Annotated in this window: 21 protein-coding genes; 17 read left to right on the top strand and 4 right to left on the bottom strand. The window is 56.0% G+C overall.

Annotated features, from left to right (window positions below):
* Window positions 1–30: 30 nt before the first annotated feature.
* From bamA to rnhB, 7 genes are all read left to right on the top strand, one after another.
* Window positions 31–2,457 (top strand): outer membrane protein assembly factor BamA, encoded by a 2,427-nt coding sequence (gene bamA / locus ABRZ26_RS07535; RefSeq protein ID WP_319603630.1) that lies wholly within the window; start codon window positions 31–33, stop codon window positions 2,455–2,457.
* A gap of 137 nt (window positions 2,458–2,594) precedes the next feature.
* On the top strand, window positions 2,595–3,092 hold the full coding sequence (skp, locus tag ABRZ26_RS07530; protein ID WP_319603629.1) for a molecular chaperone Skp: 498 nt from the start codon (window positions 2,595–2,597) through the stop codon (window positions 3,090–3,092).
* Window positions 3,093–3,095: 3 nt separating this feature from the next.
* Window positions 3,096–4,118, top strand: coding sequence for a UDP-3-O-(3-hydroxymyristoyl)glucosamine N-acyltransferase (gene lpxD / locus ABRZ26_RS07525; protein ID WP_319603628.1), 1,023 nt, complete (start codon window positions 3,096–3,098; stop codon window positions 4,116–4,118).
* Window positions 4,119–4,306: 188 nt separating this feature from the next.
* Entirely contained in the window at window positions 4,307–4,780 is a 474-nt protein-coding gene (fabZ, locus tag ABRZ26_RS07520; protein ID WP_183092042.1) for a 3-hydroxyacyl-ACP dehydratase FabZ, read from the top strand.
* A gap of 4 nt (window positions 4,781–4,784) precedes the next feature.
* Window positions 4,785–5,573, top strand: a complete 789-nt coding sequence (gene lpxA / locus ABRZ26_RS07515) for an acyl-ACP--UDP-N-acetylglucosamine O-acyltransferase (protein ID WP_319603627.1) — start codon at window positions 4,785–4,787, stop codon at window positions 5,571–5,573.
* A gap of 3 nt (window positions 5,574–5,576) precedes the next feature.
* Entirely contained in the window at window positions 5,577–6,722 is a 1,146-nt protein-coding gene (lpxB, locus tag ABRZ26_RS07510) for a lipid-A-disaccharide synthase (protein ID WP_319603626.1), read from the top strand.
* Complete coding sequence (gene rnhB, locus ABRZ26_RS07505) at window positions 6,719–7,318, top strand: ribonuclease HII (protein ID WP_319603625.1); 600 nt, start codon at window positions 6,719–6,721, stop codon at window positions 7,316–7,318. Before lpxB ends, rnhB begins: the two co-directional genes overlap by 4 nt.
* Here the strand turns inward: rnhB and ABRZ26_RS07500 are convergent.
* Window positions 7,310–7,447, bottom strand: coding sequence for a hypothetical protein (locus ABRZ26_RS07500; protein WP_319603624.1), 138 nt, complete (start codon window positions 7,445–7,447; stop codon window positions 7,310–7,312). The genes rnhB and ABRZ26_RS07500 overlap by 9 nt on opposite strands.
* Before the next feature lie 78 nt (window positions 7,448–7,525).
* Here ABRZ26_RS07500 and dnaE point away from each other — a divergent pair, with 78 nt between their 5' ends.
* From dnaE to tilS, 4 genes are all read left to right on the top strand, one after another.
* Window positions 7,526–11,008, top strand: coding sequence for a DNA polymerase III subunit alpha (gene dnaE / locus ABRZ26_RS07495; protein ID WP_319603623.1), 3,483 nt, complete (start codon window positions 7,526–7,528; stop codon window positions 11,006–11,008).
* A 12-nt stretch (window positions 11,009–11,020) separates the two neighbouring features.
* Window positions 11,021–11,980 (top strand): acetyl-CoA carboxylase carboxyl transferase subunit alpha, encoded by a 960-nt coding sequence (accA, locus tag ABRZ26_RS07490; RefSeq protein WP_319603622.1) that lies wholly within the window; start codon window positions 11,021–11,023, stop codon window positions 11,978–11,980.
* Between the two features lie 160 nt (window positions 11,981–12,140).
* Complete coding sequence (locus ABRZ26_RS07485) at window positions 12,141–12,530, top strand: VOC family protein (RefSeq protein ID WP_319603621.1); 390 nt, start codon at window positions 12,141–12,143, stop codon at window positions 12,528–12,530.
* A gap of 4 nt (window positions 12,531–12,534) precedes the next feature.
* Window positions 12,535–13,854, top strand: coding sequence for a tRNA lysidine(34) synthetase TilS (gene tilS, locus ABRZ26_RS07480; protein ID WP_319603620.1), 1,320 nt, complete (start codon window positions 12,535–12,537; stop codon window positions 13,852–13,854).
* Between the two features lie 46 nt (window positions 13,855–13,900).
* Here tilS and rof read toward each other — a convergent pair whose 3' ends face one another.
* Window positions 13,901–14,161: a Rho-binding antiterminator gene (gene rof / locus ABRZ26_RS07475; protein ID WP_239781973.1), complete on the bottom strand. Its 261-nt coding sequence runs from the start codon at window positions 14,159–14,161 to the stop codon at window positions 13,901–13,903.
* The gene (locus ABRZ26_RS07470) at window positions 14,148–14,348 is read right to left on the bottom strand and encodes a YaeP family protein (RefSeq protein WP_319603619.1); all 201 of its coding nucleotides are present in this window, start codon (window positions 14,346–14,348) and stop codon (window positions 14,148–14,150) included. Before ABRZ26_RS07470 ends, rof begins: the two co-directional genes overlap by 14 nt.
* 228 nt (window positions 14,349–14,576) lie before the next feature.
* Here ABRZ26_RS07470 and ABRZ26_RS07465 point away from each other — a divergent pair, with 228 nt between their 5' ends.
* Entirely contained in the window at window positions 14,577–15,131 is a 555-nt protein-coding gene (locus tag ABRZ26_RS07465) for a YaeQ family protein (protein WP_319603618.1), read from the top strand.
* Between the two features lie 86 nt (window positions 15,132–15,217).
* A complete protein-coding gene (nlpE, locus tag ABRZ26_RS07460) occupies window positions 15,218–15,910 on the top strand; it encodes an envelope stress response activation lipoprotein NlpE (RefSeq protein WP_319603617.1) in 693 nt (230 codons plus the stop codon).
* Window positions 15,911–15,972: 62 nt separating this feature from the next.
* On the opposite strand, the gene mutS is transcribed toward nlpE, so the two are convergent.
* On the bottom strand, window positions 15,973–18,537 hold the full coding sequence (gene mutS / locus ABRZ26_RS07455) for a DNA mismatch repair protein MutS (protein WP_319603616.1): 2,565 nt from the start codon (window positions 18,535–18,537) through the stop codon (window positions 15,973–15,975).
* 113 nt (window positions 18,538–18,650) lie between these two features.
* Here mutS and ABRZ26_RS07450 point away from each other — a divergent pair, with 113 nt between their 5' ends.
* The 4 genes from ABRZ26_RS07450 to ABRZ26_RS07435 all read left to right on the top strand — a co-directional run bounded on the left by ABRZ26_RS07450 (window position 18,651) and on the right by ABRZ26_RS07435 (window position 23,502).
* On the top strand, window positions 18,651–18,959 hold the full coding sequence (locus ABRZ26_RS07450) for a hypothetical protein (RefSeq protein ID WP_319603615.1): 309 nt from the start codon (window positions 18,651–18,653) through the stop codon (window positions 18,957–18,959).
* Between the two features lie 139 nt (window positions 18,960–19,098).
* Window positions 19,099–20,019, top strand: a complete 921-nt coding sequence (locus ABRZ26_RS07445; RefSeq protein ID WP_319603614.1) for a LysR family transcriptional regulator — start codon at window positions 19,099–19,101, stop codon at window positions 20,017–20,019.
* Between the two features lie 426 nt (window positions 20,020–20,445).
* Entirely contained in the window at window positions 20,446–21,873 is a 1,428-nt protein-coding gene (locus ABRZ26_RS07440) for a M20 family metallopeptidase (protein ID WP_319603613.1), read from the top strand.
* 33 nt (window positions 21,874–21,906) lie between these two features.
* On the top strand, window positions 21,907–23,502 hold the full coding sequence (locus ABRZ26_RS07435) for an ABC transporter substrate-binding protein (protein ID WP_319603612.1): 1,596 nt from the start codon (window positions 21,907–21,909) through the stop codon (window positions 23,500–23,502).
* The last annotated feature ends 6 nt before the right edge of the window (window positions 23,503–23,508 follow it).

Below are 23,508 nucleotides of genomic sequence, written 5' to 3'. Positions count from 1 at the left end.
GGATTAGGTTAGGAAAAACGCATAACAACGATGGCGATGAAAAAGTTGCTCATAGCGTCGCTGCTGTTTAGCAGCGCCACCGTATACGGTGCAGACGGGTTCGTAGTGAAGGACATTCATTTCGAGGGCCTGCAACGGGTTGCCGTCGGAGCGGCACTACTCAGTATGCCAGTGCGCGTTGGCGATACCGTCAGCGATGATGATATCGGTAATACCATCCGTGCTTTGTTCGCGACCGGAAATTTTGAAGATGTTCGTGTCCTGCGCGACGGCGAAACGCTGATTGTGCAGGTCAAGGAACGTCCGACAATCGCCAGCCTGACGTTTTCCGGCAATAAGTCGGTAAAAGACGACATGCTGAAACAGAACCTGGATGCGAGCGGCGTGCGAGTCGGCGAAGCGCTGGATCGCACGGCGCTTTCCAGTATCGAAAAAGGACTGGAAGATTTCTATTACAGCGTCGGCAAATACAGCGCGTCGGTCAAAGCCGTGGTTACGCCGTTGCCGCGTAACCGTGTTGATTTGAAGCTGGTGTTTACCGAAGGGGTTTCCGCCAAGATTCAGCAGATCAACATCGTCGGCAATAAGGCGTTCGGCACCGATGAGCTTATTTCCCATTTCCAACTGCGCGATGAAGTGCCGTGGTGGAACGTGGTCGGCGATCGTAAATACCAGAAACAGAAACTTTCTGGCGACCTGGAAACGCTGCGCAGTTTTTATCTGGATCGCGGTTATGCGCGCTTCAGCATCGATTCCACGCAGGTGAGTCTGACGCCCGATAAAAAAGGCATCTACATCACCATTAATCTGACCGAAGGCGATCAATACAAGCTTTCCGGCGTTGCGGTTAAAGGGAATCTGGCCGGTCACTCCGCGGAAATCGAAGGTCTGACGAAAATCGAACCGGGCGAGCTGTATAACGGCACCAAAGTTACCCGCATGGAAGAGGACATCAAAAAGCTATTAGGCCGCTATGGCTATGCCTATCCGCGCGTGGTCACCCAGCCTGAAATCAATGATGCCGATAAAACGGTCAAGCTGGATATCAATGTCGACGCCGGTAACCGTTTTTCCGTGCGCCGTATCCGCTTCGAGGGCAACGACACGTCCAAGGACTCCGTTCTGCGGCGTGAAATGCGCCAGATGGAAGGCGGCTGGTTGGGTAACGATTTGGTCGAGCAGGGTAAAGAGCGTCTGAACCGGCTGGGCTACTTCGAAAGCGTCGATGTCGAAACGCAACGCGTTCCCGGCACCGCCGACCAGGTTGATGTGACGTATAAGGTCAAAGAACGCAACACCGGTACATTCAACTTCGGCGTGGGCTTCGGCACGGAAAGCGGCGTGAGTTTCCAGGCCGGCGTTCAGCAGGATAACTGGCTGGGTACCGGGAATTCCGTCGGTATCAACGGGACGAAAAACGACTACCAGAGCTATGTCGAGCTGTCCCTGACCGATCCGTACTTTACGGTTGACGGCGTCAGCCTCGGCGGTCGTATTTTCTATAACAAGTTTGAAGCCTACGACGCCGATTTGTCCGACTACACTAACGCCAGTTACGGCATCGGCAGTACATTAGGCTTCCCGATCAACGAGAACAACTCGCTGCGTCTGGGGCTGGATTACGTTCACAACGACCTGTCGGATATGAAACCGCAGGTGGCGATGTGGCGCTATCTGAATTCCGTCGATGTTAAACCGGAAGTGGTGGGTGAAGGGAATAAATCCAGCGCCGATTTCAAAGCGAACGATTTCTTCCTGAACACCGGCTGGTCGTACAATAATCTGGACCGCGGCTATTTCCCGACCAAGGGGACGCGCGCGTCGGCCAACGCCAAAGTGACGATTCCCGGTTCGGACAACGAATACTATAAACTGACGTTTGATTCGGCGACCTATTATCCGTTAAGCGACAGTGGCCTCTGGGTCGGCATGGTCCGCGCCCGCGCCGGTTACGCCGATGGTTTGGGCGGTAAGGAAGTGCCGTTCTACGATAACTTCTATGCCGGCGGTTCGAGCACCGTGCGCGGCTTCCAGTCCAATACCATCGGGCCGAAGGCGGCGTATTATAAATGCAACAGTCAAACATCTTATGCCGATTGTCCGATCGATAAAGACAATCTGGACGATGCGGTGGGCGGTAACGCCATGGCGGTGTTGAGCGCGGAGCTGATTGTGCCGACGCCGTTTATCAGCGAGAAATACACCAGCTCGGTGCGGACGTCGTTCTTTGTCGACGGCGGTACGGTATGGGATAGCAACTGGGAAAACACGCAGGCGACCATTGATGCGGGTGTTCCTGATTACAGCAAAGCGGGCAACTTCCGCATTTCCAGCGGGATCGCCCTGCAATGGATGTCTCCGCTTGGGCCATTGGTGTTCTCCTATGCCCAGCCGGTTAAAAAGTACGATGGGGACAAGTCGGAACAGTTCCAGTTTAATATTGGCAAAACCTGGTAATGTAACGTCGTTAGATCGTATATGGCAGGTTGCATCGGCGTATGTCGTGTCCAGGGGCTGATGGCTTTGCCCGCATGATGACGCCATGCACATCAAAATGTGCTCAGGCACAAACAGGTCAGGTTGAGGAGTTTATAGTGAAAAAGTGGTTGTGTGCTGCAGGTCTCGGTTTAGCATTGGCGGCTTCGGCCGGCGTTCAGGCTGCCGACAAGATTGCCGTCGTTAACGTATCCAGCATTTTCCAGCAGTTGCCGCAGCGTGACACGGTGGCTCGTCAGTTGGAAAATGAATTCAAAGGCCGTGCGTCCGAATTGCAATCCATGGAAAAAGATCTGCAAACTAAAATGCAAAAATTGCAGCGCGATGGTTCTACCATGAAGGCGAGCGAACGCAGCAAAATGGAAAAAGACATCATGGCCCAGCGCGATCAGTTCTCCGCCAAAGCACAGGCGTTTGATCAGGATAATCGTCGCCGTCAGATGGAAGAACGTAATAAAATCCTGAGCCGTATTCAGGACGCGGTGAAATCCGTTGCCAGCAAAGAAGGTTATGATGTGGTGATCGATGCCAACGCGGTAGCTTATTCCGCCAATGCCAAAGACATTACCGCCGACGTGCTGAAACAGGTTAAATAATTCATGTATTCGATTCGACTGGATGCGTTGGCACAACAGTTGGATGCGCAATTACACGGTGACGGCAGCATTGTCGTCACCGGCGTTGCTTCTATGCATTCAGCAAAGTCCGGGCAGATTACTTTCCTATCCGACAGTCGCTATCGTGAGCAATTGGCGGAGACCAAAGCCTCGGCTATCGTGCTGACGGAAGCGGATTTACCTTACTGTCAGGTCGCGGCGCTGGTGGTTAAAAATCCCTATCTGACGTATGCGCGTATGGCGCAGTTGATGGATACCACGCCGGCTCCGGCTACGGATATCGCGCCCAGCGCGGTTGTCGCGCAGGATGCGGCCCTGGGGCGGAATGTGTCTATCGGGGCCAATGCCGTTATCGAGTCCGGCGTGCAACTGGGCGATAACGTCAGCATCGGCCCTGGCTGTTTTATTGGCAAGAACGCGCGTCTTGGCGCCGGAACCCGCTTATGGGCGAACGTCACGGTTTATCATAACGTCGAGATGGGCGAAAAGTGTTTGATTCAGTCGGGAGCGGTCATCGGTTCCGACGGTTTTGGTTATGCCAACGATCGCGGCAACTGGGTGAAGATCCCTCAGTTAGGTTCGGTCAGAATCGGCGATCGGGTCGAGATCGGCGCGAGTACCACGATCGACCGCGGCGCATTGGATGATACGATCATTGGTGATGGCGTCATCATTGATAACCAATGCCAGATTGCGCACAACGTGGTGATTGGCGACAATACGGCAGTCGCCGGCGGCGTTATCATGGCCGGCAGCCTGAAAATCGGTCGCTATTGCATGATCGGCGGGGCCAGCGTGATCAACGGTCACATGGAAATCTGCGATAAGGTTACGGTGACGGGAATGGGCATGGTGATGAGACCGATCACCGAACCTGGGGTATACTCTTCAGGCATTCCTTTGCAGCCCAATAAAGTTTGGCGCAAGACCGCCGCGCTGGTGATGAATATTGACGATATAAGCAAGCGGTTAAAAGCCGTTGAGCGGAAGGTCGATAAAAGCTAAACCACCGGCGTTGCGTCTGATTAGGTGCAAACGCATAGTCTGGATGTAAATGAAAGGTCCGGGTGTGAGAAAGTCGTGCTCTGTTATTGAATAGCGTCAGCGCACCTGCGTACTAATCCTTATTTGCGGCCTGCCTGAAGATCCCCTTTTGGGTCTGAGCAGGCCGTGTTGTTGATGGCATCAGTTTTATGGACAGGAAGAGTATTTTGACTACTGACACTCATACTCTGCATATTGAAGAGATTTTAGAATTATTACCGCACCGCTTCCCGTTTTTACTGGTTGACCGTGTACTTGATTTTGAAGAAGGAAAATTCTTACGGGCGGTGAAAAACGTCTCTTTTAACGAACCTTTCTTTCAAGGACACTTCCCGGGCAAACCTATTTTTCCGGGCGTATTGATTCTGGAAGCAATGGCGCAGGCAACGGGTATTCTGGCGTTTAAAAGCGTCGGCAAGCTTGAGCCTGGCGAACTGTACTACTTTGCGGCAATTGATGAAGCGCGTTTTAAACGCCCTGTAGAGCCAGGGGATCAGATGATCCTTGAGGTTGAATTCATAAAAGAGCGTCGCGGCGTTGCACGTTTCAAAGGCGTTGCTAAAGTAGATGGCGAGATCGCCTGTGAAGCGTCAATGATGTGTGCTCGTCGTCGGGAGGCCTGATACCGTGATTGATCAAACCGCCTTTGTTCATCCTAGCTCGATTGTTGAAGACGGCGCCGTCATTGGCGCTGGCGTACATATCGGCCCATTCTGCTATATCGGTTCTCAGGTTGAGATCGGTGCGGGTACTGTGTTGAAGTCGCATGTTGTGGTTAATGGCGTCACCAAAATTGGCCGCGACAACGAAATCTATCAGTTCGCCTCCATTGGCGAAGTGAATCAGGATCTGAAATATGCAGGAGAGACGACTCGCGTCGAGATCGGCGATCGTAACCGTATTCGTGAGAGCGTTACCATTCATCGCGCTACGGAACAGGGCGGGGGGGTGACCAAAGTCGGCAGCGACAATCTGTTTATGGTCAATACGCATATCGCGCATGACTGTATTATCGGCAACCGCTGTATTTTTGCCAATAATGCGACGCTCGGCGGACACGTTTCCGTTGATGATTTCGCCATTATCGGCGGTATGACGGCGGTGCATCAGTTCTGTATCATCGGCGCTCATGTCATGGTCGGCGGATGTTCCGGCGTTGCGCAGGACGTTCCTCCTTACGTTATCGCGCAGGGAAATCACGCCACGCCGTTTGGTTTGAATATTGAAGGATTAAAGCGCCGCGGTTTTGAGAAAAACACGCAGCACGCTATCCGCAATGTCTACAAACTGATTTACCGCAGCGGTAAAACGCTGGACGAGGTAAAACCGGAAATTGAAGCGCTGGCGCAGCAACATCCGGCCGTGCAGGCATTTGTTGATTTCTTCGCGCGTTCCACCCGCGGTATCATCCGTTAATCTATGTCGCGTCCCCTGGTTATCGGATTGGTTGCCGGAGAAACCTCCGGCGACATTCTCGGCGCCGGATTGATCCGCGCGCTTAAAGAAAAAGTACCCGACGCCCGCTTTGTCGGCGTCGCCGGGCCGCGTATGCAGGCCGAAGGTTGTGAAGCCTGGTATGAGATGGAAGAGCTGGCGGTGATGGGCATTGTGGAAGTGCTTGAGCGTTTGCCGCGTTTGCTCAACATTCGACGGGACTTAACCCGGCGTTTTAGCGAACTGAAGCCGGATGTTTTTGTCGGCATCGACGCGCCGGATTTTAATATCACGCTGGAAGGCAATCTGAAACGGCGCGGTATCAGCACGATTCACTATGTCAGCCCGTCCGTTTGGGCCTGGCGTCAAAAACGCGTTTTCAAAATAGGTAAGTCGACCGATCTGGTCCTGGCATTTCTTCCTTTTGAAAAAGCATTTTACGATCGTTTTCACGTTCCCTGCCGCTTTATCGGTCATACCATGGCCGATGCCATGCCGTTGCACCCGGACAAACAGGCCGCCAGAGCAACCCTGGGGATCCGCGCCGATGCCCGCTGTCTGGCGCTGCTGCCCGGCAGTCGGGGCGCGGAAGTGGATATGCTCAGCGATGTCTTTTTGCGTACCGCAACGCTGCTGCGCCAGCGTTTTCCCGATCTGGAAATTGTGGCGCCGCTGGTCAACGGCAAACGCCGTGAACAGTTTGAACGGATAAAAGATAGCGTCGCGCCCGATCTGCCGGTACGTATTCTGGACGGGCAGGCGCGTGAAGCGATGGTGGCCAGCGATGCGACTTTGCTGGCTTCGGGAACCGCCGCGCTGGAATGTATGCTGGCGAAATGCCCGATGGTAGTGGGTTATCGCATGAAGCCCTTTACATTCTGGCTGGCGCAGAAGCTGGTAAAAACCCCCTGGGTCTCCCTGCCTAATCTGCTGGCCGGCAGAGAGCTGGTGACGGAACTGCTGCAAACGGATTGCACGCCGGATAAACTGGCGGCGGCGTTGACGCCCTGGCTGGCGGATGAACATAAAATCGCCGAGTTGCGGGCCACATTTCTGGATTTGCACCGGCAGATTCGCTGTAATGCCGACGAGCAGGCTGCGCAGGCCGTATTGGAATTGATAAAATCATGAGTGATGCATTTATCTACCCGCAGGCGTATTGCCGTATCGCGGGTATTGATGAAGTCGGGCGCGGGCCGTTGGTGGGCTCCGTCGTCACCGCCGCGGTGATTCTCGATCCCGCCAGGCCGATCGTCGGGTTGGCGGACTCGAAACAGCTAAGCGAAAAACGCCGGCTGGCGCTCTATGATGAAATAAAAGAGAAAGCGCTGTGCTGGAGTCTGGGACGGGCTGAACCTGAAGAGATTGATCGGTTGAATATTTTGCATGCCACCATGCTGGCGATGCAGCGGGCGGTGGCCGGTCTGTCATTGGCGCCGGACTTTGCGCTGATCGATGGTAATCGTTGTCCCCACTTGCCGATGCCGGCGCAGGCGGTGGTGAAGGGCGACAGCCGTGTGGCGGAGATTAGCGCGGCCTCGATTATGGCGAAGGTGACGCGCGATCGTGAAATGGTCGCACTGGACAAGCTTTTCCCGGATTATGGTTTCGCCAAACACAAAGGCTATCCGACCGCTTTCCACCTGGAGAAACTGGCGGCGCTGGGCGCTACCGCGTTTCATCGCCGCAGTTTTGCGCCGGTTAAACGGGCGCTGGGATTAGCGTGAAATACCACCATCGTTGATGTAGCCTGCTGGTTCCGGGTATTGCGGTTCCGACATTCGTCGCCGTTGCTGGCGACCGGCCGTCTTGGCGCAGGCGCGGGATGCGGGCATGACGATAACGAGGGGCGTCATTGAGCTCATCATTAACTTTCACTGCGGCGATAATCTTCATTACCGCGTTGACTAATCGATAAATTCTGGGATCTGGATATGGCCGAACCACGTTTTGTTCACCTGCGTGTTCACAGTGACTATTCCATGATCGATGGGCTGGCAAAGGTCGGGCCGCTGGTAAAAAAAGCGGCGGCGCTGGGCATGCCGGCGCTGGCGATTACCGATTTCACCAACCTTTGCGGGCTGGTCAAGTTCTATGGCGGCGCTCACGGCGCGGGTATTAAGCCCATTGTCGGCGCAGATTTCTATGTCGCGAGCGAAGAATTGGGCGATGAACTGGCTCAGCTCACGATCCTGGCGATGGATAATGAGGGTTACCAGAATCTTACGCTGCTGATTTCCCATGCTTATCAGCGTGGTTACGGGGCGGAAGGGCCGACGATCGATCGCGACTGGCTGATTGAATACCGCAATGGCTTGTTGCTGCTATCCGGCGGCCGCAACGGCGACATCGGCAAATTCCTGCTGCGCGGCAATCAGACACAAGCCGAACAGAGTCTGGCTTTTTACCAGCAACATTTCCCTGATTGTTATTATCTGGAGCTGATCCGCACCGGACGTCCGGATGAAGAAAGCTATCTGCACGCCGCGGTGGAGCTGGCGACAAAATACAACTTGCCGGTGGTGGCGACCAATGATGTGCGTTTCATCAGCGAAGAGGATTTCGATGCGCACGAAATCCGTGTGGCCATTCATGACGGCTATACGCTGGACGATCCCAAACGGCCGCGAAATTACAGTCCGCAGCAATACATGCGCACGGAAGATGAGATGTGCGAACTGTTTGCCGACATTCCCGAAGCGTTGGTCAACAGCGTTGAAATAGCCAAACGCTGTAACGTGACCATCCGCTTAGGCGAATATTTCCTGCCGCAGTTCCCCACCGGCGATATGTCCACTGAGGATTATCTGGTCAAACGCGCCAAAGAGGGGTTGGAAGAGCGTCTGGAATTTTTGTTCCCCGATCCGGAGGATCGGGCGGCCAAGCGCCCTGCATATGATGAACGCCTGGAGATCGAACTTCAGGTGATCAACCAGATGGGGTTCCCCGGTTACTTCCTGATCGTGATGGAGTTTATCCAGTGGTCGAAGGACAATGACGTACCCGTCGGGCCGGGACGAGGGTCGGGCGCCGGTTCGCTGGTGGCCTACTCGCTGAAAATCACCGATCTGGACCCGCTGGAATTCGACCTGCTGTTCGAACGATTCCTCAACCCGGAGCGTGTCTCCATGCCCGACTTCGACGTCGACTTCTGCATGGAAAAACGCGACAGGGTGATCGATCACGTCGCCGATATGTACGGTCGCGATGCGGTATCGCAGATCATTACCTTCGGTACCATGGCCGCCAAAGCGGTGATCCGCGATGTGGGCCGGGTGCTCGGGCATCCCTATGGTTTTGTCGATCGCATTTCCAAACTGGTGCCGCCCGATCCGGGGATGACGCTGGAAAAAGCGTTCGCGGCTGAACCGCAACTGCCCGAAATCTATGAGGCGGATGAGGAAGTCAGAGCCTTAATCGATATGGCGCGCAAGCTGGAAGGCGTGACGCGTAATGCGGGGAAACATGCGGGCGGGGTGGTTATCTCCCCGACCAAGATCACTGATTTTGCGCCGCTGTATTGCGATGCGGAAGGCAACCACCCGGTTACCCAGTTCGATAAAAGCGACGTTGAATATGCCGGTCTGGTGAAGTTCGACTTCCTGGGACTGCGTACGCTGACCATCATCGACTGGGCGCTGGAGATGATCAACGCGCGGCGCGCCAGGCAGGGGCTTGAGCCGATCGATATCGCCGCCATCCCGCTGGATGACAAGAAGAGCTTCGACATGCTGCAACGCTCGGAGACCACGGCGGTATTCCAGCTTGAATCGCGCGGCATGAAAGATTTGATCAAGCGCCTGAAGCCCGACTGCTTTGAAGATATGATCGCGCTGGTGGCCCTGTTCCGGCCCGGCCCGTTGCAGTCCGGCATGGTGGATAACTTCATCGACCGTAAGCACGGTCGGGAAGCGATTTCCTATCCCGACATCGAGTGGCAACATGAGTCGCTGAAACCGGTGCTGGAACCGACCTATGGTATTATCCTGTATCAGGAACAGGTGATGCAGATCGCCCAGGTACTGGCGGGCTATACGCTGGGCGGCGCGGATATGCTGCGCCGCGCCATGGGTAAGAAAAAGCCGGAAGAGATGGCGAAGCAGCGCTCGGTGTTTAAAGAGGGCTCGGAGAGGATGGGCATCGACGGCGAACTGTCGATGAAAATCTTCGACCTGGTGGAGAAATTCGCCGGTTACGGGTTTAACAAGTCGCACTCCGCCGCCTATGCGCTGGTGTCTTATCAGACCTTGTGGTTAAAAGCGCACTATCCGGCCGAGTTTATGGCCGCGGTGATGACCGCCGATATGGATAACACCGATAAAGTGGTGGGGCTGGTGGATGAATGCTGGCGCATGGGATTGAAAATCCTGCCGCCGGACATCAACAGCGGGCTTTATCATTTTCATGTGAATGATGACGGCGAGATCGTTTACGGTATCGGCGCGATCAAGGGCGTTGGCGAAGGGCCGATTGAAGCGATTATTGAAGCGCGGAATCAAGGCGGCTACTTCAGGGAACTGTTCGATCTCTGCGCCCGTACCGACATCAAGAAACTGAATCGTCGGGTGCTGGAAAAGCTGATCATGTCCGGGGCATTCGATCGTCTGGGGCCGCATCGCGCCGCGCTGATGAATTCGCTGGGCGATGCGCTGAAAGCGGCCGATCAGCATGCCAAGGCCGAAGCCATCGGCCAGGTGGATATGTTCGGCGTGCTGGCCGATGCGCCCGAGCAGGTCGAGCAGTCTTACAGCACGGTTCCGCCCTGGCCGGAACAGGTGGTGCTGGACGGCGAGCGGGAAACGCTGGGGCTGTATCTGACCGGCCACCCGATCACCCAATATATTAAGGAAATAGAACGTTATGCCGGCGGCGTACGTTTAAAAGATATGCACCCGACGGAGCGGGGCAAAATGACCACGGCCGTCGGCCTGGTGCTGGCGGCCCGGGTCATGGTGACCAAGCGGGGAAACCGTATTGGCGTTTGTACGCTGGACGATCGTTCCGGTCGTCTGGAAATCATGCTGTTCACCGATGCGCTGGATAAATACCAGCATTTATTGGAAAAAGACCGTATCCTGATCGCCAGCGGACAGGTCAGCTTTGATGACTTCAGCGGCGGACTTAAAATGACCGTCCGGGAGTTAATGGATATCAGCGAAGCGCGGGAAAAATATGCGCGCGGGCTTGCTATCTCGCTGACTGACAGGCAAATTGATGACCAGCTATTAAACCGTCTCCGTCAATCGTTGGAACCACATCGTTCGGGGACGATCCCAGTGAACCTCTATTACCAGCGTGAAGATGCGCGCGCTCGGTTGCGTTTCGGTGCGGCATGGCGGATAACGCCGACCGATTCGTTGCTAAATGATCTGCGCTCGTTAGTGGGTAATGAACAGGTGGAACTGGAATTTGACTAATATAGGAATACTATGAGTCTGAATTTTCTTGATTTTGAGCAGCCGATTGCAGAGTTGGAAGCGAAAATTGACTCGCTGACCGCAGTCAGCCGTCAAGACGAAAAATTGGATATTAATCTGGACGAAGAAGTTCAGCGTCTGCGTGAGAAGAGCGTTGAACTGACGCGCAAGATTTTCTCCGATCTGGGCGCCTGGCAAGTCGCCCAGTTGGCGCGTCATCCGCAGCGTCCTTATACGCTGGATTACATCAAACATATCTTTACTGATTTTGATGAGCTGGCGGGCGATCGCGCTTATGCCGACGACAAAGCGATTGTCGGCGGCATCGCGCGCCTGGACGGGCGTCCGGTGATGATCATCGGTCATCAGAAAGGGCGTGAAACCAAAGAAAAAATTCGCCGTAATTTTGGTATGCCGGCGCCGGAAGGCTATCGCAAAGCGCTGCGTCTGATGGAAATGGCGGAACGCTTTAAATTACCGATCATTACGTTTATCGATACGCCGGGCGCTTATCCGGGCGTCGGGGCGGAAGAGCGCGGCCAGTCCGAAGCCATTGCGCGCAACCTGCGGGAAATGTCTTGCCTGCGAGTGCCTATCGTCTGTACCGTGATCGGCGAAGGCGGCTCCGGCGGCGCGCTGGCGATTGGCGTCGGCGACAAGATCAACATGCTGCAATACAGCACCTACTCGGTGATTTCGCCGGAGGGATGCGCCTCTATTCTGTGGAAAAGCGCGGACAAGGCGCCGCTGGCCGCGGAAGCGATGGGCATCACCGCGCCGCGCTTGAAAGAGCTGAAGATGATTGACAGCGTTATCCCTGAACCGTTGGGATCCGCGCACCGCGACGTGGCGGCGATGGCCGAATCGTTGAAAGCGCAGTTGCTGTCCGATCTTCAGGATCTGGATGCGCTGGATGAAGAAGAGTTGCTTAATCGTCGCTATCAGCGTCTGATGAACTACGGCTACTGCTGATCTGTTCATCGAATAGTCATCCAAAGGTCCGCTGTCAGCAATGAGAGCGGACTTTTTGCTATGATTTTTCCGGCGCGGTTTGAAGCGCGCCAATCCACCGATCAATCGCTGCGATTTGCAGACGACCTGGCCTGAACATCATCAATCAACGTGGGAATCTATGCTGAAACTCATTGATACGCATCACATTGCAATTATTGCTTCGGACTATCAGCGTAGTAAGGCTTTTTACTGCGAGGTGCTGGGTTTTACGCTGATTAATGAGGTGTATCGCAGCGCGCGCGATTCCTGGAAAGGGGATTTGGCGCTGAACGGGCGCTATGCCATTGAACTGTTTTCATTTCCGGAACCGCCGCCTCGCGTCAGCCGCCCCGAAGCCTGCGGTCTGCGCCATCTGGCCTTTTCGGTTGAAAGCGTGGAACAGGCTATCGCCACGCTGATGCAGGCGGGGGTGGTTTGCGAGCCGGTGCGCGTCGATCCTGAAACGCAGCGGCGCTTTACCTTCTTTAGCGATCCGGACGGATTGCCTTTAGAACTGTACGAGATTTGACGCCGTGAACAGCTCCCAGCCTGACGACCTGTTACTGACTTCGCTTGCTGCGCAAACCGCCGGATATCGGCGCTTCCTGGTGGCTTACAGCGGGGGGATGGATTCCAGCGTGCTGCTGCATCTGATGGCGGCGTTACGTCAACGCCGTCCTATTGACGTGCGCGCGGCTTACGTGCATCACGGCTTGAGTCCGCTGGCGGATAGCTGGGCCGAACATTGTCGGCGGCAGTGTCGGCAGTGGCAGGTGCCGTTTACCCGGCTCGACGTCACGGTCGATGCGCAACATGGGGGAATTGAAGCGGCGGCCAGGGAGGCGCGTTATCGGGCGCTGCATGATCATTTGCGGGATGATGAGGTTTTACTGACGGCGCAGCACCTTGACGATCAAAGTGAAACCTTTTTACTGGCGCTCAAACGCGGCAGCGGTCCCGCCGGGCTTTCCGCCATGGCCGCAGTGACAACCTCGGGCAATCATCCGCTGCTGCGGCCGTTGCTCGGTTTTTCTCGCCGACAGTTGGAAGCCTATGCGCGTTTCCATCAACTCACCTGGGTCGAGGATGACAGCAATCAGGATGAACGCTTCGATCGTAACTTTCTGCGCCGGCGCGTTCTCCCTCTGCTAACCGAACGTTGGCCGCATTTTCCGGCGGCGGCGGCGCGCAGCGCGCAGCTATGCGCCGAACAGGAACAACTGCTTGATGAACTGCTGGCCGAGTCATTACGGGCGTTGTGTCGCCCGGATGGCGCCCTGAGCATCGACGGGCTGGCGCCGCTCAGTCCGGTGCGGCGATTTGCGTTGCTGCGTCGTTGGCTGGCGGAACGGGGCGTGCAGATGCCCGCCCGCGATCAACTGCAACGGTTGTGGCAGGAGGTCGCCGTCAGCCGGCAGGACGCCGACCCGGCGCTACGGCTCAACCAATGGCAGATCAGACGATTTCGTCAGCATCTTTATGCGTTGCCGCTGATGCAATCGTTGAAAGAATGCGTATTAAGCTGGCAACCGCTCTCCGGGCCGCTGGCGTTGCCCGACGGGGCCGGCGTGTTATCGCTGGCGGCAGACGGCACGCGGGTACGGCGGCCGGGGGCGGCGGAGCAGGTCAGTATTCGCTTCAGCGCCGCGGGGCGCATACATCGAGTGGGACGGGCCGGCGGCCGGTCGCTGAAAAAACTCTGGCAAGAGCTGGGGGTGCCGCCGTGGTGGCGCGATCGGACGCCGTTGGTTTTCTATAACGACCAGTTGATTGCGGCGCTTGATCGGTTTGTCACCCTGGAAGGTCAGGCGCAAGAGGGGCTGCCTGACTGGCATATTGACTGGGTGAAATGAAAACGGACGACAAGCGTCGTCCGTTTGAGAGAGAAGCCGAGAAAAATCAGGATTCGCTGACCACCACTTTCCCGATTCCCGGGTGGCTGAAGCTGACGATGTGATCGAGACGAAGCTCGCGCGTCGAGCCGGACTCTTCGATCACCAAATATTCAACGTGTTTACGCGAGATCATGTCGCTGGCTTTACCGATAACGGTTTCACCATTACGCAGCTCCAGCGTCAGGATCAAATTCTGCTGGCAGGTGGCCTCCAGATTATCGTAATCATCACAGTTGATGGGTTGATATTCGTTACTCATTGACATAATCGCTCACCAATAAGTTAGCAGCGGCATAAGCCGCCTGTTCCCTGACAGAGGACGGCAGTTCGTCGTTGGCGGCAATGCCATCCAGGGTTTTCAATACACAACCCAGCGAGTCGGGTATATAGCCCAGATCGCCGCTGGCGATCTCCGCGTATACGCGGCGTACTAATTCACAGTATTCTTGCACTATATCCTCCCCTGAAAGTTTAACCCGGTAGACATTCATGCATCCTCGTGTTACTGCGACAGATGTTGTAAACCTACGAAGATAAACTCTATTTATCAAATCGACTATAGCATAGGCTCAATCAGGATATCAGTATTCCAATCACGCCGTTGCGTCATTGCGATCGCCTTTGCTGTGAGGATGGGCCTAACTCAAGTACACTGTGCGCGGATAAATATGAGGTAACAGATGGCATTAAAAGCAACGGTGTACAAAGCGGCGATCAATATTGCGGACATGGATCGCCATTTTTTCTATGACGCTAGCCTGACTATCGCCCAGCACCCTTCAGAGACGGAGCAGCGGATGATGTTGCGTTTACTGGCCTGGATCTGTCATGCGGATGAGAATTTACGCTTCACCAAAGGGTTAAGCGCGGATGATGAGCCGGAAATCTGGTTGCGTAACGACACGCTGGAGCTGGAGCAGTGGATCGAACTGGGGTTGCCGGATGAAAAACGATTAAAAAAAGCCTGTAGCCTGTCCCGTTCCGTCGTGCTGTATGCCTATAACGAACGCGCGGCGCAGGTCTGGCGGCAAAGTATCGCCGGCAAAGTCGCGGGCTATAAAAACCTGACGATATATTTTATTAACGACAATCAACTCTCGCAACTCGCCACTTTAGCCAAGAGAAATATGACGTTACAGGCTACATTACAGGAAGGCACCATCTGGTTGTCGGATAGTGAGAATAGTCTGGAAATCACTTTTGCCGACTGGCAAATCGCGCATCAAGAGGAATGATTACGCGCGGCGTTGATGAACAGTAGAATAATTTATCAGTAAAATAACTGGCTATAAAAACAGGCCAATCCTGCGGGAGAATAATAGTGAAGAAACTGGCGATTGGTGCGCTGCTGGTTGCGGTCATATCTGTACTGATTGGGTGTCACACTCGTTCGCTGATGCAGGAAGAACCATTAAAACCGATGGCGCAGAGCTATCGCGGCATATTGCCTTGCGCTGATTGTGAAGGCATTGAAACGTCGTTATTTTTGTCCAAAGACGGCACTTTTATTTTGCGGGAACATTATCAGACGACGCGCGAGGGAACGACCACCTTTGCTGAGTACGGCCAGTGGCGACGTACGGCGGACAAACTGGTGTTAACCGATAGCCGTGGCGACAAACGTTATTTTCGTCCGCAGGGAAACGATCTGGAGATGCTGGATCAAGAGGGTATTCCCATTGATTCCCCGCATTCTTACCGGTTGAACGCCACCGATCTGGCTTTGCCGGATACGCCGATGCCGATGAAGGGGATGTACCGTTATATGGCCGATGCCGCCGTGTTTGCTGATTGCGCCACGGGAAAAACGTTTGCGGTGGCGCATGACGCCACGCTGGAACGGCAATATATGACGGTCAGCACGGAGGCGGGCGCGCCGGTATTTATGGAGTTTAGCGCGCATTTCGCCGTGCTTCCCGCCATGGAGAAAGGCAAGCTGACGACGGCGCTGGTGCCGGACGGCGGCAAGGCCCGGATGAATACGCGACAGCATTGCGATCCCATTTCGGAATAACCCTGAGGGATAAAAAAGGCGCTGAGTTTTCAGCGCCTTTTTTGTTGCGGTAAGCAATATCGCTACAGCATCTTCTTCAGGCGATAGAGCCAGTCCAGCGCCTGGCGCGGCGTCAAGGTATCGGGGTCGATAGACTCCAGGGCTTCGACGGCGGGCGACGGTTCTTCATTGCCCAGCAGCGTAAGCTGTGCGCCGTCGATATGGCTTGTCGAGGCGTTGTTCGACAGGGTTTCCAGCTCTTTCAGCTTTTTCCGCGCCCGTTTAATGACATCTTTCGGCACGCCGGCCAGCGCCGCAACGGCTAATCCATAGCTTTTGCTGGCCGCGCCGTCCTGTACGCTGTGCATGAATGCGATGGTATCGCCATGCTCCAGCGCATCCAGATGAACGTTCGCCACCCCTTCCATTTTTTCCGGCAAATTGGTGAGTTCAAAATAGTGGGTGGCGAACAGCGTCATGGCTTTGATCTTGTTGGCCAGGTTCTCCGCACAGGCCCAGGCCAGCGACAGGCCGTCATAGGTCGAGGTGCCGCGGCCGATTTCATCCATCAATACCAGACTGTTTTCCGTTGCGTTATGCAGAATATTGGCGGTTTCCGTCATTTCCACCATAAAGGTTGAACGGCCGGAGGCCAGATCGTCGGCCGCGCCGACACGGGTGAAAATACGGTCGACAGGGCCGATAACCGCCTGATCCGCCGGAACGAAACAGCCAATGTGCGCCATCAGTACGATTAACGCCGCCTGACGCATATAGGTGCTTTTCCCCCCCATATTGGGGCCGGTGATAATCAGCATACGGCGCTGCGGCGACAGCGACAGCGGGTTGGAAATGAACGGCTCGCTGAGAACTTGCTCCACCACCGGGTGACGCCCGCCGATGATTTTGATACCGGGTTTATCGCTGAGCGTCGGACACGCATAATTCAGCGTATAGGCGCGTTCCGCCAGATTAGCCAGCACATCCAGTTCGGCCAGGGCCGACGCGCTCTGTTGCAGCGCCGCCAGGTGCGGCAGCAACAGATCGAACAATTCGTCATAGAGCGCTTTTTCCAGCGCCAGCGCCTTGCCTTTGGAGGTCAGCACCTTGTCTTCGTATTCTTTCAGCTCAGGGATGATATAGCGTTCGGCGTTTTTCAACGTCTGGCGGCGGACATAATGTATCGGCACCAGATGACTTTGGCCGCGGCTGACCTGAATGTAATAACCATGTACGCCATTAAAGCCGACCTTGAGCGTATCAATGCCCAGCTTTTCACGTTCGCGGATCTCCAGCTTGTCCAGATAATCGCTGGCGCCATCCGCCAGCGCCCGCCATTCATCCAGTTCCGTATTGTAGCCCGGCGCGATAACGCCGCCGTCGCGCACCAGCACCGGCGGCGCTTCCACTACCGCGCGTTCAAGTAAATCGCGCAGTTCGTCGAACTGTCCAATCTGCTCGATAAGCTGACGAATATAGTCGGTTGCCAGCGGCGCCAGCAGCGCGCGGATATCGGGAAGCTGCTGGAAAGCGTGACGCATGCGCGCCAAATCGCGCGGGCGGGCGGATCGCAGCGCCAGACGCGCCAGAATGCGTTCCAAATCGCCGACCTGTCGTAGATAGGGCTGCAATTCCGCGGCAAGATCCTGCAATGCGCCGATGGACTGCTGACGGTGGGTCAGCGTATTCATGTCGCGGCTGGGCATATGCAGCCAGCGCTTTAGCATACGGCTGCCCATTGGCGTGACCGTACAGTCCAGCACCGCGGCCAGCGTATTTACCGTACCGCCGGACAGGTTTTGCGTCAGTTCCAGGTTGCGCCGCGTGGCGGCATCCATAATGATGCCGTCCTGCTGGCGTTCCATGGTGATGCCGCGGATATGGGGCAACGAGGTGCGCTGCGTATCCTTGGCGTATTGCAATAAACAGCCGGCGGCGCGCAGCGCGAGTTTCGCCTGTTCAACGCCGAATCCGGTCAGGTCGCGGGTGCCGAATTGCAGATTTAACTGCTGGCGGGCGGTGTCCAGCTCGAACTCCCAGAGCGGACGACGGCGCAACCCATGTCGATGTTCAATCAACGACATGGATTCAAAAGATTCGGGGTAGAGCAGTTCCGCCGGATTGGTTCGTTGTAGCTCCGCCACCATCGTTTCCCGATCGGCCGGTTCGGTCACGCGGAAACGGCCTGAGCTGATATCCAGCGTGGCGTAGCCAAAGCCGCGGCCGTCCTGCCAGATGGCGGCTAACAGATTGTCCTGTTTTTCTTGCAGCAGCGCTTCATCACTGATGGTGCCGGGCGTCACGATGCGCACCACTTTACGCTCGACCGGCCCTTTACTAGTCGCGGGATCGCCGATCTGTTCGCAGATAGCGACCGATTCGCCCAACTGCACCAGCTTCGCCAGATAGTTCTCGACGGAATGGTGGGGAACGCCGGCCATTGGAATGGGTTCGCCCGCTGAAGCCCCTCGCTTGGTCAGCGAGATATCTAACAGCTGGGATGCCCGTTTGGCATCGTCATAGAACAACTCATAAAAGTCACCCATACGGTAAAACAGCAGAATTTCCGGATGCTGCGCCTTTAGCTTGAAGTACTGCTGCATCATCGGCGTGTGGGCGGTGAAGTCCTTATCGGTAGACTCAGTCATATTGATTTTACTCGGTTTTTACTCTGTCTGTTAGCTCGAAAGGGCGCTGGTAAAAGGGTCGAACACCGTATCTTACCACCGACGACCCCCGTTCTTCACCTGTAAGAGACAGGGTGAAAAACAGCGCAATCCCGAATAACCGGATTCAGCGACGGATTGATTGCGGCAGACGCGGCGCCTGCGGCGGTAAGGCACCCCAGGAAGTTATCAGAGCCACGATTGGAAATGTATCTGATTTTGCCAATATCGGTCAGGCCCGCGAAACGGCTCGCAATTTTAATGCGCGTATGGCGCAGGAAGCGCCGTCCGGGGATTCATTAAGTACGACTACTGGAAGAGGGAATGCGCTCCAGCATTTGCCGTTCGCGTATCCGGCCTGCTTCGCACTCTTTTTGTGCATTATTGTTGATTTTTTGCGCTAATGGCGCTGCGGCTGACGCTGGCGGCGAAGATAATCCTCTGATTTAGTTTGCTTTGTAATATGGCGCGCTTTTTGCTTATTAAATCGACCACCCGTTGAAAATACTTTGTTCCCTTTCGTCCAGACAGAGGTTTCCTGCAATGGAATTGAAATGGTTTGAAGATTTCCTCAGTGTCTCACGTTGCTACAGTTTCACTCGTGCGGCCAATGAGCGCCATATTACGCAATCGGCCCTGAGTCGCCGTATTCGCCAGTTGGAAGAGTGGCTCGGCGTGCCGTTATTCGACCGTAAAACCTATCCGGTGACCTTGACGCCGGAAGGGCAGGCGTTTCTGGCTACCGCCAACGAAACCGTATTCGCCATGGCGCATTTACGCAGCAATATGAGTCAGCGCTACGAGAAGCGTACCGCCGTGATGCGTTTTGCCATGCTTAATACCCTATCGCTGACCTTTTTCCCCGAATGGTTTAAGCGTATCAACAGCCAGCAGTGCATGGGCTATATCCGTTTGTGCGATCAAAAGCCGACGTTTGTCGAACATATCTCTTTGCTGCACAGCGGCGAAACCGATTTTCTGCTGACGTACGCCCATGATTCCGTTTCGCTGATCAAGCAGCTTTCCGCTTATCCCATGCTGACGCTGGGTGCCGAGCGGGCGATTGCGGTTTGTCGCCCCGACGGCCGGGGACGGCCGCTTTATCCCATCGGTTTTTCACGCGAGGCCGTTCCCTGGCTGAGCTATGGCAAGCACTCGTTTTTTGCTCATGCGCTGGCGCAAATGCTGAGCGTCAAGCCGCTGCCGCTGGAGACGATTTATGAAAACGGCATGTCGATTAACCTTAAGGCGATGGCGCTGTCCGGCAATGGCGTCGCCTGGCTGCCGGAAAGCCTGGTGAAGGAAGAGCTCGCCGGCGGTGAGTTGGTGCGCGCGGGCGACAGCCACTGGGACGTGCCGCTGGATATTCGTTTGTACCGACAGCCGGCGCTGCGCAACCGGCAGAGTGAAGCGTTCTGGCGGCTTGCCGCGGCTTCGCTTCAGCCCGAGCTGGCGGTGGGGTAACCCTTCCTCCCGCTTTTCCTTCGCCTGCGTTCCGCGTCCGTCTGTTATTCGTCGCCATGATTGATGCCGATTCGAAGACGGTTTCGTATGCCGCAATACCGCCATTTTTATACGCGCCCGCCGTTTTGTCCGATGCGGCGCACGCCTTCGCCGCTTCCCCGCGGGCCATTTTGAGTCCGCCGTTTCCTCAACCTGATTTTTTACGCCGGATAACGGTAAAAACCGGCAACGGCCCTGCATTCGTGATCAAGAGCCAGGGACGCCCATCATAAAAATTCACCGACGGATGGACGCCAAACTATGAATTTTTGGAATGGGGAGTGTGAATTGCTCATTGGCATTGCCGCTTGTTTTTGTCGCATGCTGAAGACCTCCGGGGCCTGATGCGCCCGTCGTCCCACCCAACGGTAAATTCTGGGGATTGTCATGCAAAATAAAGAGTTAGTCTGGAAATTGGTGGATGAAAGCAAGGCTGAATTTTGCGACCTGAGCGATCGCGTCTGGGGGATGCCGGAAATCTGTTATACGGAATATCGCTCGGTCGCCGAGCACACGGCGATGCTGAAAAAACAAGGTTTCCGCGTGACCGAGAACGTGGCCGACATTCCGACCGCGGTGATGGGAGAAGCGGGAGAAGGCGGCCCGATCATCGCCATTCTGGGCGAATACGACGCCTTGCCGGGGCTGAGCCAGGCATCCGGCGTCGCCAGGCCGTGTCCGCTGCCGGGCGACGGCAACGGACACGGCTGCGGCCACAATCTGCTGGGTTCGGCGGCGATGCTGGCCGCGACGGCGATAAAAGCGTGGCTGGCGCAAACCGGCCGTCCGGGACGGGTGCGTTATTACGGCTGTCCGGCGGAAGAGGGCGGGGCGGCCAAGTCATTTATGGTGCGCGCCGGCGCGTTTGACGGCGTGGACGTCGCCATTACCTGGCATCCCAACGCCCATCATGAAGTGGCGAAGCCGCGCTCGCTGGCCAATACCCGCATGGATTTTCGTTTTACCGGCCGTTCCTCGCATGCCGCCGCCTCGCCCCATCTGGGCCGCAGCGCGCTGGATGCCGTCGAACTGATGAATGTCGGCGTTCAGTTCCTGCGTGAACACGTACCGCAGGATTGCCGTATTCACTACGCGATGCTCGATTCCGGCGGTATTGCCCCGAATGTCGTGCAGGCCAAAGCCGCCGTTCGTTACGCGATTCGCGCCCGCGATGTTCACACCATGTTCGATCTCAACGAACGGGTAAAACGCGTGGCCAACGGCGCCGCCATGATGACGGATACCCAGGTGGACATCAGCATCATGAGCGCCGTCGCCAATTTGCTCGGCAACCGCCCGCTGGAAGAGGCGATGCAACGCAATTTCGATGCGCTGGGGCCGGTGCCGTTCGACGATGCCGATAGGGCTTTCGCCGCGGAAATCCAGGCCACGCTGAGCCAGGAAGAGATCGCCAGCGATTATCGCCGCGCCGGTATGAAGCCGGCCGAATTAAAACCGCTCAGCGATTACATCATTCCGCTGGACGTACACGGCGAAATCATGATCGGCTCCACCGACGTCGGCGACGTCAGTTGGGTGATCCCCACCGTGCAGGCGCATGTGCCGACGATGGCTATCGGTACGCCGGGCCATTCCTGGCAACTGACCGCTCAGGGAAAAATGCCCGCCGCGCACAAAGGGCTGGCGCATGTCGCCAAAATCATGGCCGCTACCGCTCTCGACGCGCTGACGGACGAGGCGCTGCTGGCGCGGGTGAAGGCGGCCCACGTCAAACAGACGGAGGAAACGCCTTACCGCTGTCCTATCCCGGCCGAGGTTAAACCGCCTATTCAGCCGCGCCCGGAAAACCTTTAATCCTTTCTTTTGCAACAGGCTGGAGTACGTTCGATGATAAAACTCAATACGATTACCGCAGCATTGGTGTTTTCCGGCGCGATCGGCACGGCCGTCCATGCCGCCACGCCGCCGGACTCGCTGGTGATGGCGTGGAATATCGACGCCATCAGTACCTGGGATCCGGCGCAGATTGGCGAAGTGGTCACCAATGAAATTGTGCTGAATACCTGCGATTCGCTGGTCAAGTTTGACGCCCAGGACGAAAAAAAGGTCGCCCCCCATCTGGCGAAAAGCTGGGAAGTGTCGCCGGATCATCAGCAGATCACCTTTCATTTGCAGGATAATCTGAAGTTTCCCGACGGATCGCCGGCCACGGCGGGCGATCTCGCCTGGTCGATGCAGCGCGTCGTGAAACTGGGTTACGGTAACGCCGCCGCCATCACCGAATACGGCTTCAGCAAGGAAAACGTCGACCAGACGATCGTCGCGCCGGATGATAAAACGCTGATCCTGAAGCTGGATAAGCCTTATCCCACCAATCTGGTGTTGCAGGCCATCGCCGCGAACGTTGTCTCCACCTTGCAGAATCGCAAACTGCTGGAAAAAGAGGCGGTGAACGGCGACTTCGGTCATAAATATCTCTCCACCCGCACCGCCTGCGTCGGCCCCTATCAACTGGTGCGCTGGAACGCCGGCGAAGGCGTGGTGTTGCAGGCGACGGAGCATTACTGGTCGACGCCGCCGGCGCTGAAACGCGTGTTGATTCGCCATGTGGCGGAAACCGGCACCCAGCGCTTGTTGCTGACGCAGGGGGATGTGGACGTGGCGCGCGATCTTTCAGCCGACGATCTGAAAACGCTGGATGAAGGCGGCAGGGTCAATGTGGTGAAGGTGCTGAAGCCGCAGCTCTTTTTCTGGACCTTTAATAACGAAGATCCGATCTTCAAAAACGAGAAAGTCCGTCTGGCGATGCGTTATCTGATCGACTACGACGGCCTGGCGAAAAACGTGATGCCTTACCTGGGCGTTCCCCGCGCCAGCTTCGCTCAGATCGGCGCGTTCGGCGCGCTGGATGAACAACAGGGCCAGCCCTTCAAACTGGATCTGGAAAAAGCCAAACAGTTACTGAGCGAGGCCGGCTATCCCAACGGATTTTCCTCCAGCGTGATTTTCGGCACCCTGCCGCACTCCGCGCCTATCGCGCAAAGCATTCAGCAAAATGCCGCCAAAATCGGCGTTACGCTGAAGCTGGAGCGCATGGCGAATGCGCAACTGTTCAGCCGGGCGCGCGGGCGTGAGTTCGCCAGCGCCATGATGGCCTGGCAGACCTCCGTGCCGGATGCCCACGGCAACGCCTCCCGTCTGGTGTTCAATCCGGATAACCGTAAAGAAGCGCGGGCCACGCAGTATCCCAGCTGGCGCGCCGCGTTTTATAACGCGGATTTGAATAAGCAGGTGGAGGCCGCGCTGCTGGAAGCCGATGAAACCCGGCGTATCGAAAAGTATGCCGAGCTTCAGCGCGCCGTGATGGAGCAAGGGCCGATGGCCATTATGTTCCAGATGTATAACACCGCGGGCATCAGTCCGGCGGTGAAGAACTGGACCTGGAATGGTTTCCGCGTTTGGTACAACACCGCAAGCAAATAGCCGGAG

It is taken from the genome of Brenneria sp. L4-2C (genome assembly GCF_040240335.1).
GTDB lineage: Bacteria > Pseudomonadota > Gammaproteobacteria > Enterobacterales > Enterobacteriaceae > Brenneria.
Note: the sequence above shows the minus strand (reverse complement) of the source record. Positions and strands in the feature narration are given on the sequence as shown.